The sequence below is a fragment of the Pseudomonas sp. Pseusp10 genome (genome assembly GCF_059492225.1).
In genome coordinates this window covers 3,504,768-3,523,292 of sequence record NZ_CP168528.1, presented here as the reverse complement: position 1 = coordinate 3,523,292, position 18,525 = coordinate 3,504,768, and the positions used below count along the sequence as shown (strand labels likewise).

The following is an 18,525-nucleotide window of genomic DNA, read 5'->3' as shown; positions in this document are numbered from 1 at the left end:
GCCAACCATGAGCGCAGAAAAAAACCTGGTCCGTTCGCTGACCGTAGACATCGCCGCCCCGGCCGAACTGGTCTGGGCGATCCTCATCGACCTGCCCGCCTACCCGCAGTGGAACCCCTACACGGTCAGGGTCGAGTCGAGCCTGGTGCTCGGCGAGCCGGTCAACCTGTTCCTGCCCAATCCGGGGCGGCCAGGTGAACTGCTGCACGTGATCGAGTACCTGGCGGACTTCGAACCCCACCGGTTACTCGCCTGGGAGATGTATGCCAACGCCGACAATCCCGACGCTGCCCGTCGTGAGCAGCACATCGAGCGCACCGGCACGGCCAGTTGCCGCTACCACACCACCGACCAGTTCCTTGGCGCCACCGCCGACCAGGTCATGACCGATCATGGCGTCTGGGTGCAACAGGGATTCGATGCCGTTGCCCGCGCGCTCAAGATCCGTGCCGAGACGCTGTACGTGTCCGCCGCGTGACCTTCATCTGCCGGCGCATCCTCGTCCGAGCAGACGAAGATGCGCCGGTGGTGCTTTACCTACCGTGGCGTTCAGCCGGAGCCGAACCCGGCAGAACTCGAGGAGGTATTCGATGTTGACTCATCTGCAATGGCTGGAAGCGGAAAGCATTCAGATCATCCGTGAAGTGATAGCCGAGTGTGAAAACCCTGTGATGCTGTACTCCATCGGCAAGGACAGTGCCGTCATGCTGCACCTGGCGATGAAAGCGTTCGCCCCGGGCAAACCGCCCTTCCCCTTGCTGCACGTGGACACCACCTGGAAGTTTCGCGAAATGATCGCTTTCCGCGACCAGACCGTGGAACGCCTGGGGCTTGAACTGCTGGTGCACATCAACCCCGAAGGCGTGGAAAAGGCCATCGATCCTTTCACCCACGGCTCGGCCCTGCACACTGATGTATGGAAGACTCAAGGCCTGAAGCAGGCCCTGGACCACTATGGTTTCGACGCAGCTTTCGGCGGTGCTCGTCGTGACGAAGAGAAGTCGCGGGCCAAGGAGCGGGTGTTCTCGTTGCGCTCCGGGCAACATCGCTGGGACCCCAAACAGCAGCGCCCCGAACTCTGGCGTTTGTACAACACTCGCAAGCGCAAGGGCGAAAGCCTGCGGGTATTCCCGTTGTCGAACTGGACCGAGCTGGATATCTGGCAATACATCTACCTCGAACAGATCCCCATCGTGCCGCTGTACTTCGCCAAGGAGCGTCCAGTGGTGAGCCGTGAAGGCACGCTGATCATGGTCGACGACGAGCGCTTGCCGCTGCTGCCGGGAGAAACCCCGCAAATGCGCAAGGTGCGCTTCCGCACGCTTGGCTGCTATCCGCTGACCGGCGCCATCGAAAGCGACGCCGACAATCTGCCGGCGATCATCAGCGAAATGCTGGTAAGCCGCACCTCGGAACGCCAGGGCCGGCTGATCGACAGCGACTCGGCCGGTTCCATGGAGAAAAAAAAGCAAGAGGGGTATTTCTGATGAACGTTCTGACCGACACCTTCAATGGCGACCTGACGCCTTACCTGGAACAGCAACAGAACAAGCAACTGCTGCGCTTCATCACCTGTGGCAGCGTCGACGATGGCAAAAGCACACTGATCGGTCGCCTGCTTTATGAGTCCAAGGCACTGTTCGAGGACCAACTGGGTCAGCTCGAAGTCGACTCGAAAAAACTCGGCACTCAAGGCGACGAACTGGATTTCGCCCTGCTGGTCGACGGTTTGAGCGCAGAGCGCGAGCAAGGCATCACTATCGATGTGGCCTATCGTTTCTTCGCCACCGACAAGCGCAAGTTCATTGTCGCCGACACCCCCGGCCACGAACAGTACACGCGCAACATGGTCACTGGCGCCTCGACCGCGGACCTTGCGGTGATCCTCATCGATGCTCGCCAGGGCCTGTTGACCCAGACCCGTCGGCACAGTTATCTGGTGTCCCTGCTGGGCATTCGCAAGGTCGTTGTCGCCATCAACAAGCTGGACCTGGTGGGCTTTTCACAAGCGGTGTTCGAACGCATTGAAACCGACTATCGCGCGTTCGCTGCGCAGATCGGCCTGCATGACATTCAGTGCATTCCGCTCTCTGCGCTACGTGGCGACAATATGCTCGAGGCCAGTGCGAACACCCCCTGGTATCAGGGGCCAACCCTGCTCCAGCATCTGGAGAACGTCCCTCTGGAGCAGGCTCGGCAAGTCGAGGCGGCGTTTCGCCTGCCCGTACAGTGGGTAAACCGGCCCAATCTGGATTTTCGTGGCTACTGCGGCAACGTAGTCGCAGGCAGCGTCAACGTGGGTGATCGCATTCGGGTGCTGCCATCGGGGCAACAGAGTGAGGTCACCGGGATCTTCGGTAGCGCCGGGGAACAGCAACAAGCCCTGTGCAATCAGGCTGTCACCCTTGTTCTAAAGGATGACATCGATATCAGCCGTGGCGACTTGATTGCTCTGGCCGACGCACCACCGGCAGTGGCCGACCAGTTCGAGGCGACTCTGGTGTGGATGGACGAAGAACCGATGCTGCCCGGGCGTCCTTACTTGATGAAGATCGGTTGCCGGACCGTCAGCATGAGCTGTGCCAACCTCAAGCACCGGATTGATGTGAACAGCCTGGAGCATCTCGCGGCCAAAACCCTGGAACTGAACGGTATCGGCGTGTGTAACCTGCACCTGGACCGGCCGATCGCCTTCGATGCCTATACCGACAACCGCGATACGGGCGGCTTCATCGTCATCGACCGTTTAAGCAACCGTACGGTGGGCGCCGGCATGCTGCACTTTGCCTTGCGCCGCGCGCAGAACGTGCACTGGCAGGCCATCGACGTCAACCGTGAAGCCCATGCGACGCTAAAGGGCCAGTCGCCGCGTATCCTGTGGTTCACCGGGTTGTCCGGTGCAGGCAAGTCGACCATCGCCAATCTGGTGGAGCGCAAGCTGCATGCCCTTGGGCGACATACTTACCTGCTCGATGGCGACAATGTGCGCCATGGCCTGAATCGCGACCTGGGCTTCACTGAAGTCGATCGGGTAGAGAATATCCGCCGGGTTTCGGAAGTGGCAAAACTGATGTTCGATGCCGGCTTGATCACTTTGGTGTCGTTCATTTCGCCTTTCCGTGCCGAGCGTGACATGGCACGTGGCCTGGCGGGTGACGGCAACTTCCTTGAAATATTCGTTGATGCGCCACTGGCCCTGGCCGAACAGCGCGACCCCAAAGGCCTCTACCAGAAAGCCCGGCGCGGTGAGTTGAAAAACTTCACCGGGATCGACTCACCTTATGAGGTACCCGTAGCGCCGGATATTCATATCGACACCCGGAGCGAGTCGGCCGAGGCCGCCGCCGAACGTATCGTCGAGGCGCTGCTGGCACTGTAACGGCCAATGGGCGCAGCGCTGCACCGGCTGGCGTCGGTGTATCCGCTGCGCCTATCACACCCCGCATCAACCCGCCTGAGCCAAACGGACGATTTTCCCTGTATGGGTGCGATCGATACTCCAGCGACAAAAACAAGCAGTAGCGAGGCGCATACATGACCGTTCCTTTTCCGGTCTGCAAGGACCTCCCCCCCGACACGGACATTTCATCCGCAGAGCTCAGCAGCTTGCTTGCGCTCGTCTACCACGGTCCGCTGGAGTCCGCCCCCTGGTCCGGCCTGCTGGGAACCTTGCGTCAACGTTTCGAGGCCAGTTTCTTCACCCTGGTACTGCGCAATCCCGACCATGAACGACCAGGGCTGATCGTCAACGCCTCGATTCATGGCCCCTTGCTGCCGGGAGAACCGTCCTATAGCGAGAACTACTTCTCGATCTGCCCCTTCATCGACTGGCCTGTCGAGCAGGTGGCCACGGCCGACCAAGTGCTGGGGACCGATGTCTGGCTGGCCCATGACTTCTACCGCAACTACCTGCAACCGCTTGACCTGCGCCATGTTCTGGTCGCCAACATGCGCACTTCCACGGGCATGCACTGCGCCCTGTTCGTCTGCCGCAATCACGCCAGTCGAGACTTCGATACCGCGGAGATCGCCCTGATTCGCCTGCTCCTGCCACACCTGCAACAAGCGGTGGATCTGCATTCTGCCGTAGAGCAACTCGAATCCGAGCGCCAACTCTATGCTGCCACCATCGACCGTCTCATGGTGGGCACGGCGATTCTCGACGAAAGTGGAAGAATGATGCGATGCAACCGCGCCGCCCAGCGCCTGTTCGACAGTCGTGACGGCCTGGAGTGTAAAAACGACAAGCTCTGTGCCTTTGCCAACCATGAAAACCGCAGTATTCAGCAAGCCATCCAGGCGGTACTGAAACAGCGTCAGCGTGGCCTCGATGATATCGAGGTGCTGACCTTGTCCAGGCCCAGTGGGGCAATGCCACTGAATTTACTGCTGCGCCCCATCCCCGTGAGCTATCAATCCCGCAGCGGCGCACGGCGTCCTGCCGTAGCGGTGTTCATTCGCGACCCGGCGGACTCACCCCAGGCATCGCACAACCTGCTGCGCAGCCTGTTCCAGTTGACACCGACAGAAGCCGAAGTGGCCATGCTGGTAATGGACGGGCAAACGCTCGATGAAACTGCCGAGGCGCTTGGCGTTTCACGCAACACCGTGCGGGCCCATTTGCGCGGTGTCTTCGCGAAGACCGGGGCTACCCGCCAGGCCCAACTGGTCAAGACCCTGCTAAACAGTGTTGCGTCACTGGGATAATGACTCACGAACCTGAAGCGCTTTGCGCAGCCAAACAACCGCGCGAATCAGGCTTTTTCGTCTAACGTGAATGGATGCGCTTGCAAGATCCACTTCCTCTGAAAATGGAGTTTGACGATGAAAACTTTCGCTTCCTGGCTGACGGTTACGCTTCTTGGTCTGGTGCTTGGCGGCTGTGCCGCGGTTGGCGCCGGGGGCGGAGGCGCTGGCGAGATGGAGATTCGTTCGGGGAAAATCGAGCAGATTACACAGACCCAGATGCAGACCAATCACGATAGCGGCGTCGGCGCGATATTGGGCGGTATTGGCGGCCTGGGCCTTGGAAGCCTGATCGGCAAGGGTACCGGCCGGGATGTGGCGATGGTCGCCGGTGCCCTCGCTGGTGCGGCAGGCGGCAACTACGTTGAAAAGAAAAAATATGATCAGCCCGTGGACGCACAACAGATCATCGTTCGAACCCACAGCGGTGTACTGGTTCAGGTGACTCAGCCGATCAACCCGGTGCTGAAAAAAGGCATGAACGTTTATGTCGAGGGTGCCGGAAACGAAGCGCGGGTGGTGCCACAAAGTTAGGGGCGGATATGGACGTTGCGCACCAGACTAAATTGCTGCGCAACATCATCATGGCGAGCGTCGAGGCTTGGGTCACGTCGGAACGGCTCTGTTCAGAGGTGGCGCAATGAGCGATGTGTGCAGAAGTCGTCATGGGGTATTTCCTTCACTCGGGTGCGATTGGACTTGAACCGCCCGGGTGAGGAAATGTTGCGCTTGGTCAACTAACCTGAATAATTGACTAATTCAGATCCTTAAATTCGATAATCTGGAAAAGCAAGCCCGCATAACCGGTAGTGGAGAGATCAACAGTGCAATGTTCCGAGCGACGTCTGGTTCAAGGAAACAGGCATGATCTCTGACCCGGGAACACCGACACTGGACCAACTACGGGTGTTCCTGACGGTCGTGGAAGTCGGCAGTTTTGCTGCGGCCGCCAGAAAACTGCACCGCGCCACCTCAGTCATCAGCTACTCGATCGCCAACCTGGAAATGCAGCTCGGCGTGTCGCTGTTTGACCGCCAGACCACCCGCAAACCCCGGCTCACCGATGCCGGCCGCACCGTGCTGGCCGAAGCCAGGACCATCGCCAACGGTATTCATGGATTACGCGCCAAGGTCAAAGGCCTGCTCCAGGGACTCGAAGCCGAAGTTCACGTGGTGCTCGATGTCATGCTGCCCCCCGAGCGCGTGGTGGACGCGCTCAAATCCTTTCGCGAAGAGTTCCCTACCGTTGCCCTGCACCTGCATATGGAAGCGCTCGGCGCCGTTACTGAACTGGTGATCAACCGCGGCGCAATCGTTGGCGTCAGTGGCCCCATGAACGAGGGCATCGACGGTATCGAAAGAATAGGCGTCGGCAGTGTCGAGTTGATTCCGGTGGCGGCCCCGAATCATCCACTGGCCTCAAGCGATTCGAACGCTCCGGGCGCCGGGCGAGAGTTCACTCAACTGGTGCTGTCCGATCGTTCGCTGCTGACCAAGGACAAGGATTTCGCCGTGCTCAGCAACCGCACCTGGCGGCTGGCGGACCTGGGCGCCAAGCACATGCTGCTGCGTGAAGGCATCGGTTGGGGGAACATGCCAGCCCCGATGGTCCAGGAAGATCTGCAGAGCGGTCGACTCGTGCAACTGAACATTCCGGAATACAAAAGCGGAAAATATGCCTTCGACGTCATCTACCGCACGGATTTGCCACCGGGGCCCGCCGCGCGGTGGTTGATTGACCGTTTCGTCCAACAAAGCGCGGCGCAGGAGGCATCCGCTTGAGCGCGTTACTTGTCGATTGTCTGGAACCAGAATGCCACTCGAGCCGCCCGCGATGAAAGTCGGCGTCATCTCCGACACCCACGGCTTGCTCCGCCCGCAAGCCATTGCCGCCCTGCAAGGCTGTGATCGCATCATTCACGCGGGCGACATCGGTAGCGCGCAGATCCTCGACCAATTGGCCGCTATCGCACCGGTGGATGCGGTGCGCGGCAACAATGACCTGGATGCACCCTGGGCGCAGGAGTTACCCGACTGTCTGCACCTGGAACTCAACGGCTGGACGGTTTTGCTGGTGCATGACATCGCCGATGTAGCGGCCGATCTTGATAACCGTATCCAGCTGGTGATCTGCGGACACTCGCACAAGCCGTGCATCGACTGGCGCGGTGAGCGGTTGTTCCTGAATCCCGGTAGTGCCGGACGTCGACGCTTCAAGTTGCCTGTCACGCTGGCGTTGCTTGACGTGCAGGCTCAGTCAATCGAACCACGGCTGGTATCACTGCTCGACTGATTCGCCTTCAACCGATCGATTCACGACTCGTCGGCAACCACTCTCACTCTGTGGCAGTCGGACGGACCAAGTTTTCGACCGCTCGACGAGCGAACTTCGATCGGCATCAGGGACTGGCCCAACTCATTGTCCAGCAACACGGAACGCGTCTCTTCCCGCGCGAACAGGAACCGCTCGCCCCACTGCCTCATGCTGACCACCACCGGAAAGATCTCCCGTCCCTTGTCCGTCAGGACGTACTCCTTGTAGGCACTTCCATCCGACGCAGGTTGAACGACGAATACACCGACCTCAACCAACGTTTTCAGGCGCGATGCCAGAATGTTTTTGGCCACCCCCAGGCTTTTTTGAAATTCGCTGAATCGGCGAATGTCGTCAAAAGCGTCGCGAATGATCATGAGTGACCATCGATCCCCAATGGCTTCCAGTGTTCGTGCCACCGGGCATTCGCTGCTTTGCGATGCAGGGTCTACGACCATCGTATTTTCCTTTTGGATAAGGACTGCCAAGTCTGTCGTCCCGTCTTGAGTAATATGGTTGCAATTTGAAACCAGATTCAGCAACAATTGAATCAAGTTTTTAATTGAAACCAGTTTAACGCCACGGAGGCTCACGTGACAGCAGATGCCGATTCAGCCACCCACCCTTTCGTCACGCAGGCTTCGGGGCTTTCCCCATCACTCACGTTGTTATTTTCTGTCACCTGCGCGCTGGCAGTCGCCAACGTTTACTTCGCACAACCCTTACTCGATTCAATGGCGCAGAGCCTGGGTGTTGCCTCATCAATGATCGGATTTGTGGTGACGGCTACCCAGGTTGGTTACGCGCTGGGGTTGCTGTTCATCGTCCCGCTGGGCGACTTGGTAAACCGTAAAGGGCTGATTCTGACGCAAGTGCTGCTGTCTGCGATTGCGCTGGCGGGGGTCGGCGCCGCACAGCAGTGGTTGACCCTGTTGGGCGCCATGATCGCTGTGGGTTTGCTGGCAGTGATGGTTCAAGTACTGGTGGCCTACACCGCCGTGCTGGCAACGCCGTCACAACGTGGCCAGGCCGTGGGAACCGTCACCAGCGGCATTGTCCTGGGCATACTTCTGGCGCGGTTTACTTCTGGGCTGATCGCAGATCTGGCGGGCTGGCGCGCCGTGTATTTCGTTTCCTCGGGATTGATGCTGACCCTCGCGGCAGTGTTCTGGAAAGTCCTGCCTTCGGCAGTGACTCCACGCAGTCGATACACCTACCCGGCACTCATCCGCTCGCTCTTCACGCTGTTCATGACCGAACCGGTCTTGCGCATCAGGGGCCTGCTGGCCTTACTGATCTTTGCCGCTTTTTCCGTACTTTGGACATCCATGGTGTTGCCGTTGAGCGCCCCTCCGTTGTCGCTTTCACACACGGTCATTGGCATGTTTGGTCTGGCGGGCGTCGCCGGTGCCCTTGCTGCCAGGAGAGCCGGTTACTGGGCCGACCAGGGGCTGGGGCAACGAGTGACCGGCATTTCGCTGGTAATCCTGACGCTTTCCTGGTTGCCCATCAGTTTTGCCGAGACGTCGCTGATCGCGCTGGTATGCGCAGTGGTCTTGCTCGACTTCGCCGTGCAAGCCGTACACGTCACCAACCAGAGCCTGATTTTTGCGGCACGACCCGACGCCCAAAGTCGCATGGTCGGTGCCTACATGTGCTTTTACTCAGTGGGCAGCGCACTGGGAGCCGCCGCCGCGACGCAGGTCTATGCGTTATGGGGCTGGATGGCCGTCAGCCTGCTGGGCGCCTTGATCAGCGCGACAGCCCTGGTGCTGTGGTTTCTCACGTTTCATTTCTCAACGACCCATCAAGGAAGATCCGTATGAAAACCCGGTACCTCTTGCCAGGCCACATGTTCTTGCTGGAAAGCGAAACCGGATTGGTCGCTGAGAGAAAGGCAGCTCCACTGCCCGTCAGTAAGTCCCTGCGCGCACCGCCCGCCTGACCTCAGCCTGTATGGCATAAGCCGGCGCCTCCACGGCATTGAAATCCTGTGTATACCGCTGGGCAAATCCCGCCACCCCCCACTCCTGATATTGCTGCACGTGTTTGAGTTCGTGAGCCCAGAGCGCGATGTCCTGTTCTGCTGCTTGTGCGTCCCGGAAGAGGATGATGTCAATCAGCGTCACCGCACCGACATCGGGGTTTTGCAGCATGGCCGTGGCGGCGCTGAACTGGCTGTTGTCGCTGATTCTGTAGCGTGCGCTATCGAGGACGCCGGGGTCGTACCAGTGCAGTAGCTGCTCGCGGATGTGCGCTGGAATGGGTTGGGTGCCTGCGTTGGCTGCTTCAGCACGGGCCTGGGTCAGCCACAGCGCCAGGGCCGGCGCCGCGATCTGGTAGATGCCATCAGGCACCACGTCCGGCAGGCAGATGCAGCCGTCGAGGCACACAGGTTTCTCGCCGGCCGGGCAGTCGTTGGTCTGGGCCGGCACTTCAAGCGTCAGGCAAAGCACCAGCAGCGCCACCAGGCGCGTAGTGATGGGCAGCATTGGACGCTCCAGGTAGCGGACCGTGGTGAACCCCCTAGCGACCGAGCAGTGAACTCGCCAGCAGCGCCTTCAAGCTCATCGGCTTGGCAAAATGGTAACCCTGCGCCTGCCCTGCGCCCATTTCGCGCAACAAATCCAGTGTCGCTTCATCCTCGACGCCTTCGGCCACCACGCTCAAATCCAGCGATTCGGCCATGCGCACAATCGCCCGGACGATCGCGCGACTGCGGGAACTGGTGGTCAGCTCGAGGATGAACGATTTGTCGATTTTCAAACCGCTGAAACGGTATTGATGCACATAGCTCAGGGAAGAAAACCCTGCACCGAAGTCATCGAGCACCACCGACATGCCGTTGTCCGCCAGTTGCTGCATGGTCTGTCGGGCAATCGCCGGCTCGGCTACCAGCGCCCCTTCGGTCAGTTCCAGGCAGATCCGTGACGGCGAGACCCGGTGCTGCGCCAACAGTGCCAGCACCTCACTGGCGAAGTCCGGACGCGTCATGCTGTAGCTGGAGCAATTGACGTGCACCGCAGGCCAATTGGCGTGCCCGGGCTGTGCGAGGATCGTTGCAACGCTGGTCAGCATGTACAGGTCCAGTCGACCGATCAGGCGCAAACCCTCGACATCCGGCAAAAACTCGCCCGGCGCAATCACCCGGCCGCCCGGCTGATGCCAGCGGATCAGCGCTTCAAGGGCCAACAGTTCGCCGGTTTCGACGCTGACTATCGGCTGGAAATATGGCAGCAGTTCGTCAGTACGTTTGAGCGCGTTGCGCAAGGCCCCTTCTCGCTCGACCTGGTCCGAGACTTCACGGCGCACTTCCTGGTTGAACACCGCGTAACTGTCGCGCCCGGCACTCTTGACCCGGTACATCGCCGCATCGGCATCGCGCAGCAAGTCGGCGGGCTCGTGATGGAACTGACTGTCGGCGCTGACAATACCGATACTGCAGGACGAAAAAACTTCATGGCCATTGATGAAAAACGGCAGGTCAAACGCCACCAGGATCCGCTCGGCGATTTCGATCACCACGTCCAGCGACGCCTCGGGAGCGAGCACCGAAAACTCGTCGCCCCCCAGGCGCGCCAGCATGTCGGTTTCACGCAGGCAACCGCGTAAACGGTGAGCCGCCTGCATCAACAGCAGATCGCCAAAATGGTGGCCGAGGCTGTCGTTGACCATCTTGAAGCGGTCGAGATCGATGAACATCACCGCCAGGTGCCCTCCTTCGCTGCCGAACCGCGACCAGGCCAGATTGAGGCGCTGTTGCAGGTAGGTGCGATTCGGTAGCCCGGTCAGCGCATCGTGGGAGTTTTCGTGCTGCAACTTGGCATTGGCGTGATCGAGCTCACGGGTGCGGCTATGCACCCGGGCTTCGAGCATGAGGTTGGCGGCATGGATCGCTTCGGCGGCCGTGCGTCGCGACAACGCGGTGTCAATGTGCCGCGACACGAACGTCAGCAGTTCCTGGTGACGCAGGGTGTACTGCACCTGCGAGGTATAGCTTTGCACCGCCAGCACGCCACGCACCACATCGCCATCGAACAATGGAATGCCCAGCCAGGAGTAGGACCGGACAGACTCATCGGCCAGTTCAATCTCACCGTGCGCAGACAATCGTTCAGCCTCGTCGGCGTCAATCAGGCACGGTCGACGCTGACGGATAACGTACTCGGTCAGGCCCCGGCACCCACGCCGCGCCACCGGCTGGGTCGTCTGCCGCTCATCGACATAATAGGGAAAGGTCACTTCACCGGTCCCGTCGTCGAACAGTGCAATGTAGAAGTTCTGCGCGAACAGCAGATCACCGACGATGCCATGCAGGGTTTGGAACAATTCGGCCATGTCACCTGGCTGGCTCGACAGTTCGGCAATCTGGAACAGCGCGCTTTGCAGATGTTCGGCGCGCTCTCGGTCAGCCACTTCCTGCCTCAAGGCGTCGTTGAGTGCCGAAAGCTCCAGGGTGCGACGCATCACCGTTTTTTCCAGGTCCTCCCGATGCAGAATCCGGTCCAGCGCCATGGCCACGTGGCGGGCCACCACCAGAAACAGCGCACGGTCTTCAGCACTGTAGATGCGAGAAACGTCGTAGACCTGCATCGCCAGCATGCCAAACACGTCATCCGAGGCGTTTTTCAAGGGCGCGCCCATCCAGAACTCGGGACGCTGGCCCACGCAGTAGAAATGACCCTCGGCTTGCGCCGCGAGAATGCCGGCGGCGTCGATCAGCAACGGCTGGCCAGAGGTCAACACCTGGCCAGTCAACGACAGATGCGAAGGGTCAAGGTATTCGTAGTTCTCGGCCTCCAGGGCTTGCGGGTCAATGATGTCGACGTAATACGGGTAGTCGATCTTGCCGGTGTGCGGGTTATACAGCGCGAGATAGAAGTTCTCGGCGTCGATCAGGCTGGCCAGCAGCCGGTGAACACCCACCAGAAACACTGACCGGTCACGGGTCGAACTGGCCAGGTAGGTAATGTCATACAGCACACGCTGAGTGATCTGCGCACGGGCCAGGGTATTGGTCTGTAGCTGAATGCCCAGGCGCTGGGCAAATTCAGCGAGCGCCGGCTCTGCAGCATCTTTGACTGGCGCCAGTAGCCAACCCAGCACACTTTCGCCTCGACCGGTCGGCCAACGGTGCATGTTCGAGGCCAGGCAAAAGGCTTCAAAATTTTCATTCGCAACGCTTGAAGGCCATTGCACCCGCCGGTCGCCTTGCCCGACCCAATGCATTTGTTCACCGGCGCGGTAAAACACCCAGGCGGTGGTATGGGTCCAGTTGCGCGCTGAATCCAGCAAGTGTTCGATCGTGTCGTCGTTGTCAGCGTAGGCCTTGCCGACAGTATCCGGCTTGCCTATCGGTTGAAGTGCGGCAACTTCGCCCTTGCTCGATTGCCGCGGGGAGCCGGTCAATGTACGAAAACTCATCAGCGCTCCCTGAGCCAAAAACTGCCGAAACTCACTGACTGATTGCTAGCAATGTGCCATTGAGCTTCCCGTTTAAAGCTTATAGCGTTTTTTTTCAATGATTTTTTGCACTTTAGTGTCAGGTATGAGACGGGCCACAAATTATTCGCTGCCTGTTGTCCGCAAAAGAGCTTCTACGGTGATGTGTTTGTTCGCCCTGAATGACACAAAATGCCAGTCAGTTAAGCGCTAATGCGATCTGTAGCAGCTGCCGAGCCTGCGAGGCTGCGTTCGGCTGCGAAGCAGTCGTGAGTCCGGCTGACGCGGTCTGCCTGACGTACCGCGATTACCGGTTTTACGACTGCTTCGCAGCCGAACGCAGCCTCGCGGGCTCGGCAGCTGCTACAAAGGGTGTCGCGTCCGAAGGCTGTGTTGTTGTCAGTGGTCGGTCAGGACGCGATCAATTGCCGCAACACGTAATTCAGAATCCCTCCCGACTTGAAGTACTCCACTTCATTGAGCGTGTCTGTAGCAGCTGCCGAGCCTGCGAGGCTGCGTTCGGCTGCGAAGCAGTCGTGAGTCCGGCTGACGCGGTCTGCCTGACGTACCGCGATTACCGGTTTTACGACTGCTTCGCAGCCGAACGCCGCCTCGCGGGCTCGGCAGCTGCTACAAATGACGTTGAACGTATCAGTCGTCGTTGTCATCGCGATCGCGGTAGCGGCGGTGATCGCGATCGCGATCGTAGTCACGACGATCATATTGACGGTCATAACCTTGATCATCGTCCCCTCTTTGGTCGTAACCACGTCGATGATCATGATCGTGATATCGACCGTACCTTTCTCCGTCATCCCAGTGCGGGCCGCAGCCTCCCAACAAGATGGCGCTGGAAATGGCCACGATCAAGATTACTGCGCGATTCATATGAACGTCCTAAGCGTCGGAGGTTTGGAATGGTTACAGCTATGACCATTGGGTAACTCAATGATTCCTCGGTGAAATACAAACAAGTGATGGTCACTCTCAGCTACCGCGCCATCGATTGCATCAGCCTGGTTCCAGGCAGGAGAAATGGCACGTGGTGCAGGTGTGCACAGCCTGCCTGAGGCAACCACAGCCACCTTGCCCGAGGAGGCAGCCTGGGCCTGTCATGAATAGCCAAGGGACTGTCGTCAAATGAAAAGCGCCCCTGATACGGGGGCTATTTAATGGCAGTACTGAAAAAGCCTCTGGCGATGGAGCCGACGTAAGCGACTGCTCCGCCTGAGTCACGAGTTGCCTGGTATGCCAGGCAGGAGAATAACAATATGAAATTCGTGAAAAGTGTTCTGGCTGCTGTACCCCTCATGGCGCTGGCCATCGATGCCCAAGCCTATGTATCGAGCCAGGAAGCCGCCCGGCTGGGCACCAGCCTGACGTGGGTGGGTGCCGAAAAGGCCGGTAATGCCGATGGTTCCATTCCGCCCTACAACGGTGGCCTGACCACTGCCCCCTCCAGCTTCAAGACCGGCGACAGCATGCGCCCGGACCCCTTTGCGCACGAAAAACCACTGCTGGTGATCAACGGCAAGAATGTCGATAAGTACAGCGGCATGCTGACCGCCACCACCGTAGCGTTGGCCAGGCGCTACCCGGGCTTTCGCATCGATGTGTATCCGACCCACCGCACGGCATCGCTGCCGCAGGCGGTTCTGGACAATAGCCGCAAGAATGCCACTGCCGCCAGGTCCCTCAACGGCGGGATCGCCATCGACAATGTGATGCCCGGGGTGCCGTTCCCGATCCCGCAATCAGGCGCCGAAGCGATGTGGAACTTCCTGCTGCGCTACCAGGGTGTCAACATCCATTCCAAGTACGACTCCTGGAGCGTCGACACGGCGGGCGTACCGAGCCTGGCAGTCACCGGCGAAGCATTCGTCTCCTTCCCGATTTACGAGAACATGTCCAAGCCCTTCAACAGCTCCGACATTTACTATCAGTTGAAACTTTCCTACACCGGACCTGCGCGCCGGGCCGGCGAGTCGATCATGCTCAAGAACGCCACCAACCCGACGCAGTTTCCTGGCAGGGCCTGGCAGTACATGCCTGCCCAGCGCCGCGTCAAACAGATTTCGATCCTGGCCTACGACACACCCAACCCCGGTACTGCCCGTGCGCTCGAACTGTATGACTGGACTCTGGTGGGCAAGCAGGAAATGATCGTGCCCTACAACACCTACAAACTGACCTACGCTCGCGATGCCAAATCGCTGACCACGCCAAACTTCATTGCGCCGGATTTCGTACGCTGGGAAAAACACCGGGTCTACATTGTGGAGGGCAACCTCAAGGCCGGTGCAAAGCACATCTACCAGAAGCGCCGCTTTTACCTGGATGAAGACACCTGGGCCGCGGTGGCCTCCGATCAGTACGACACCAGTGGCCAGCTATACCGTGGCTCCTTCGCGTTCTTCAGCCAGAGCTATGACCAGCAGGTCCCGGACGCCACCCCTTTCATGACGTACGACCTGTCGAAAGGCACCTATAACATCAATGGCGTGGTGGGCCCTCATGGCGGCATCCGCTACATTGAGCCGCTTTCGACAGCGCAGTGGGTGCCAGAGTCCATGGCGGGCACCGGTATTCGCTAGGTCCGCGGCGATACAATGCCCGATCGGAAAGTGTCCACTTTTCTTAACCCAGATACCCCGCACAATCGCACCCGGTATTGGGGGATATTCCCCGTCATCGGGGTTTTTATCCTGGCTACACATACGTCTGCTTAAGGCCGGCGGACGCGGGCGCGTGGCGTAGAGCCATTATTCACCTCCTGTCACTTTCGGCGGGAAATATGCATCGTTCCCATCCCGGCTCGAAATCAAACGTTTCGCCAGCCCGGCCAGGAGCAGCGGCTCGTTGCCCATGAATTGCCACGCGCTCCGAGAACCCCGTCAGAGGTGTTTGCGATGAAACTGGATACCGCAAGGTTGAAACCTAGTCCATTGTTCAAAACCAGACTGGCGCTGAGTATCTCTGCTGCCGTGATCATGTTGGGGTTGGGCTTGTCCCGGACCCAGGCAGTCCCCCTCGACAACACCGATCCACCGCCTCCTACCGACCCATCGGCGTTCACCAATCCGCCCGCCGACCCCGATGCCGCATTGCGGGACTTGCTCAAGCTGCCTCCCGCAAACGTCGGCGCCTTCGACTTACCCAATGGGGTGACCGGTAACCGCCAGACCCCCTTGGTCGACAATGTGCTGCCACCCGATCAGCAAACCAGCTTCAATATCCCCACTAACGGTAATCCCAGCCCATTGTTCGGCGCTCAACCGTTCACCCAGAAGCTTGAACTTTTCGAGGAATTCGGCTCGAACAAACTGGATGCGACCGACCCGCCATCACCGGTTCCGTTTCCGGTTCCGACGGTGGGGCCCGCACCCGCGCAAGATCCATTGAACGTGGCGCGTAGCGGCCCGTCGCCGGATGCGCTGGATGCCTTTCTCAGGCAGCCGGCATTGACGCCCTTCCCGACAGAGTTCTCCAATGTACTGGACCGCAACCCCTGGAAGGCGCAGATCGAGCTTTTCCTCAATCGCCGAGTCGATTCGCCCGCAGAAGGCCGGCCACCGGGAAAAGGCTGGTCGCACCAGCGTTTCAATGAGTTTTTCCCGCGCGACGCCTTCAAGACGGTGCAAGCCGGCGCGCACGTCAACAGCGGCTTACGTGATCGCATGCAACGGCATAACTACGCCGTGGGGGAATTTGCGCCAGGCGGGCTCTATCACAACACCAACGGCGACCCGGCCAACGAGGGCACCACCAAGGGCATTCAAGTGCAGTTTCACCCCAATCTCCCTGTCCAGGACCACAATGCGCTGTGGACATTCGACGGCACCTTTCCGCCCAAACTGCTCCAGGTGCGCTATGGCCAAGCGATGCTGATGCGTCATTACGATGCCTTGCCCATTGACCCATCGGCCAACCGGGGCTTTGGCCTGCACACCCTCACCACCCATGAACATAACGGCCACTCGCCCGCGGAAAGCGACGGCTTTACCAACGCGTTCTTCTTCCCGGGCCAGTACTACGACTATCGCTGGCCAATCCAGTTGGCCGGTTACGACACCATCAACACCACTGCGCAGGACCCACGGGCAGCGTTCCCCTGCGACCCCGGTGAAATCCTGTTCGTCAACGACGCCACCCCCGGCTTCAAGACCTGCGACCACGGCACCATCAAGATCCGTGGCGACTGGCGCGAAACCATGAGCACCCACTGGTTCCACGACCACATGCTCGATTTCACCGCGCAGAATGTCTACAAGGGCAACGCGACGATGATGAACTACTACAGCGCCGTGGACCGTGGCAACGAGTCGGTCGACGACGGGGTCAACCTGCGCTTGCCCAGCGGTTCGGCGTTGGGCTGGGGTAACCGTGACTACGACGTCGACTTGACGATCGCCGACAAGGCCTGGGACCAGGCCGGCCAGTTGTGGTTCAACCCCTTCAACACCGACGGTTTTCTCGGTGACCAGGTGCTGACCAACTGGGAGTTCAAACCCTTCCTGGACGTACGTGCCCGTCGCTACCGTTTCCGCATTCTCAACGGATCGGTTTCTCGCTACTTCAAGCTGGCGGTGGTGCGACAGGTCAATGGTAATGGTGGCGAGTTTCCTGGCCCGAACAACTCCGGGGTTTCCTATAACCGGGTACCGTTCCACATGATTGCCAACGACGGCAATATCATGGAGCACGCAGTGCCGTTCGATGGCAGCCTGGACCTCGATGGCGACGGCGACACACAGAACCACAATGCCATTCTGCCGATACAGGGCATTGGCGAACGCTATGACATCGTCATCGACTTCGCGACAAACGGCATCAACCTGGGCGACAAGATTTTCTTCGTCAACATCGAGGAGCATGAAAACGGCAGGCGTCCAAAACGTGACATTCCATTGGCGGATGTACTCTCCGGGAAGTACCTCCCCGTTGTCAGGCAAACCAGCAACGGACCACAGTGGGTCAACGGTGACCCGGGCGTGGGCCTGTTCCTGCAACTGAACGTCCAGCCTTACACCGGCCAGGATGTCAGCATGAATCCGGTCGACTTCGAGCCCGCCAAGCCTGGCAAGCCCGAGGGAAGGTTCATGATCCCCCTGCCCTTGCACCGTGATGACCCTGCCGATATCGCCCGGCTTGCCCAGGCGCGGCACCGCACCTTTATCTTTGGCCGCTCCAACGGCACAGATTTTGCGCCCTGGACGATCAAGACCGATGGCGGCGAAGGCTTCAACATGGACCCGCGGCGGATTTCAGCCGCGCCACAACTGGCCACTGGCCCGACACCGGCAGGGTTCAAGGGTGAAGGCACGCTGGAAATCTGGAAGATCCAGAACGGCGGCAATGGCTGGAGTCACCCGGTGCATGTGCACTTCGAGGAAGGGATCATTCTCACTCGAGGTGGCAAATCACCACCAGAATGGGAAAAAGGGGCGCGCAAAGATACCTACAATATAGGCCGCCATCCTGAGAGCCTCGACAATGTCGAAATGGCCATACACATCCGTGAGTTTGCCGGCACCTACATGGAGCACTGCCACAACACCCAGCATGAGGACACGTCGATGCTGCTGCGCTGGGACTCTGAGCACCCTGGCCAATTCCAGTTGATGCCCACACCCTTGCCGAGCTGGGACGGCGTGAAATTCGTGGACTCGGTGGCGTTACCGACATTCCGTACGGGAGATGGCGTCGGGCCTCAGGTCAAGTTCAACAATAACCAAGGAAGTAGTAGCGGTAGCGGCAGTGGCAGTGGCAGTGGCAGTGGCAGCGGCAGCGGCAGTGGCAGTGGCAGTGGCAGTGGCAGTGGCAGCGGCAGCGGCAGTGGCAGTTGCAGTGGCAGTGGCAGTGGCAGTGGCAGTGGCAGCGGCAGTGGCAGTGGCAACAGGGGCAAAGGCTAGCGTTGTCTACCAAACGGCGGGGTATGTCGCCAGCAAACGCAAAAAACCGCCTGCATGACCGTTTCAAACCCAAAGCCGCCTATCACTACAGACGGCTTTGGGTCGATTCTG

General features: G+C 59.5%; 14 protein-coding genes. 10 read left to right on the top strand and 4 right to left on the bottom strand.

The window, feature by feature from the left end; all coding sequences use genetic code 11:
- Positions 1-7: 7 nt before the first annotated feature.
- From ACEN8Z_RS15890 to ACEN8Z_RS15860, 7 genes are all read left to right on the top strand, one after another.
- A complete protein-coding gene (locus tag ACEN8Z_RS15890) occupies positions 8-478 on the top strand; it encodes an SRPBCC domain-containing protein (protein ID WP_495594802.1) in 471 nt (156 codons plus the stop codon).
- The gene (gene cysD, locus ACEN8Z_RS15885) at positions 393-1,487 is read left to right on the top strand and encodes a sulfate adenylyltransferase subunit CysD (RefSeq protein ID WP_495594801.1); all 1,095 of its coding nucleotides are present in this window, start codon (positions 393-395) and stop codon (positions 1,485-1,487) included. Before ACEN8Z_RS15890 ends, cysD begins: the two co-directional genes overlap by 86 nt.
- On the top strand, positions 1,487-3,379 hold the full coding sequence (gene cysN / locus ACEN8Z_RS15880) for a sulfate adenylyltransferase subunit CysN (protein ID WP_495594800.1): 1,893 nt from the start codon (positions 1,487-1,489) through the stop codon (positions 3,377-3,379). The genes cysD and cysN overlap by 1 nt, the downstream gene beginning before the upstream one ends.
- A gap of 155 nt (positions 3,380-3,534) precedes the next feature.
- Positions 3,535-4,707, top strand: a complete 1,173-nt coding sequence (locus tag ACEN8Z_RS15875; protein ID WP_495594799.1) for a helix-turn-helix transcriptional regulator — start codon at positions 3,535-3,537, stop codon at positions 4,705-4,707.
- Positions 4,708-4,824: 117 nt separating this feature from the next.
- Positions 4,825-5,280: a glycine zipper 2TM domain-containing protein gene (locus ACEN8Z_RS15870; protein WP_442100726.1), complete on the top strand. Its 456-nt coding sequence runs from the start codon at positions 4,825-4,827 to the stop codon at positions 5,278-5,280.
- A 330-nt stretch (positions 5,281-5,610) separates the two neighbouring features.
- Positions 5,611-6,528, top strand: coding sequence for a LysR family transcriptional regulator (locus tag ACEN8Z_RS15865; protein WP_495594798.1), 918 nt, complete (start codon positions 5,611-5,613; stop codon positions 6,526-6,528).
- A 52-nt stretch (positions 6,529-6,580) separates the two neighbouring features.
- A complete protein-coding gene (locus ACEN8Z_RS15860; protein WP_495598138.1) occupies positions 6,581-7,039 on the top strand; it encodes a metallophosphoesterase family protein in 459 nt (152 codons plus the stop codon).
- Between the two features lie 20 nt (positions 7,040-7,059).
- Here the strand turns inward: ACEN8Z_RS15860 and ACEN8Z_RS15855 are convergent, their stop codons facing one another.
- Positions 7,060-7,518, bottom strand: coding sequence for a winged helix-turn-helix transcriptional regulator (locus ACEN8Z_RS15855; RefSeq protein WP_442100722.1), 459 nt, complete (start codon positions 7,516-7,518; stop codon positions 7,060-7,062).
- Between the two features lie 135 nt (positions 7,519-7,653).
- On the opposite strand from ACEN8Z_RS15855, the gene ACEN8Z_RS15850 reads away from it, so the two are divergent.
- Positions 7,654-8,886, top strand: a complete 1,233-nt coding sequence (locus tag ACEN8Z_RS15850; protein ID WP_495594797.1) for an MFS transporter — start codon at positions 7,654-7,656, stop codon at positions 8,884-8,886.
- 87 nt (positions 8,887-8,973) lie between these two features.
- On the opposite strand, the gene ACEN8Z_RS15845 is transcribed toward ACEN8Z_RS15850, so the two are convergent.
- The 3 genes from ACEN8Z_RS15845 to ACEN8Z_RS15835 form a co-directional block, all read right to left on the bottom strand.
- Positions 8,974-9,552, bottom strand: a complete 579-nt coding sequence (locus tag ACEN8Z_RS15845) for an eCIS core domain-containing protein (protein WP_495594796.1) — start codon at positions 9,550-9,552, stop codon at positions 8,974-8,976.
- Positions 9,553-9,586: 34 nt separating this feature from the next.
- Positions 9,587-12,484: a sensor domain-containing phosphodiesterase gene (locus ACEN8Z_RS15840; RefSeq protein ID WP_495594795.1), complete on the bottom strand. Its 2,898-nt coding sequence runs from the start codon at positions 12,482-12,484 to the stop codon at positions 9,587-9,589.
- Positions 12,485-13,153: 669 nt separating this feature from the next.
- Entirely contained in the window at positions 13,154-13,390 is a 237-nt protein-coding gene (locus ACEN8Z_RS15835; RefSeq protein WP_442101103.1) for a hypothetical protein, read from the bottom strand.
- Positions 13,391-13,773: 383 nt separating this feature from the next.
- Here ACEN8Z_RS15835 and ACEN8Z_RS15830 point away from each other — a divergent pair, with 383 nt between their 5' ends.
- Both ACEN8Z_RS15830 and ACEN8Z_RS15825 read left to right on the top strand, forming a co-directional pair.
- Entirely contained in the window at positions 13,774-15,096 is a 1,323-nt protein-coding gene (locus ACEN8Z_RS15830) for a DUF1329 domain-containing protein (protein WP_495594794.1), read from the top strand.
- Positions 15,097-15,411: 315 nt separating this feature from the next.
- A complete protein-coding gene (locus tag ACEN8Z_RS15825; protein ID WP_495594793.1) occupies positions 15,412-18,414 on the top strand; it encodes a multicopper oxidase domain-containing protein in 3,003 nt (1,000 codons plus the stop codon).
- Positions 18,415-18,525 lie beyond the last annotated feature (111 nt).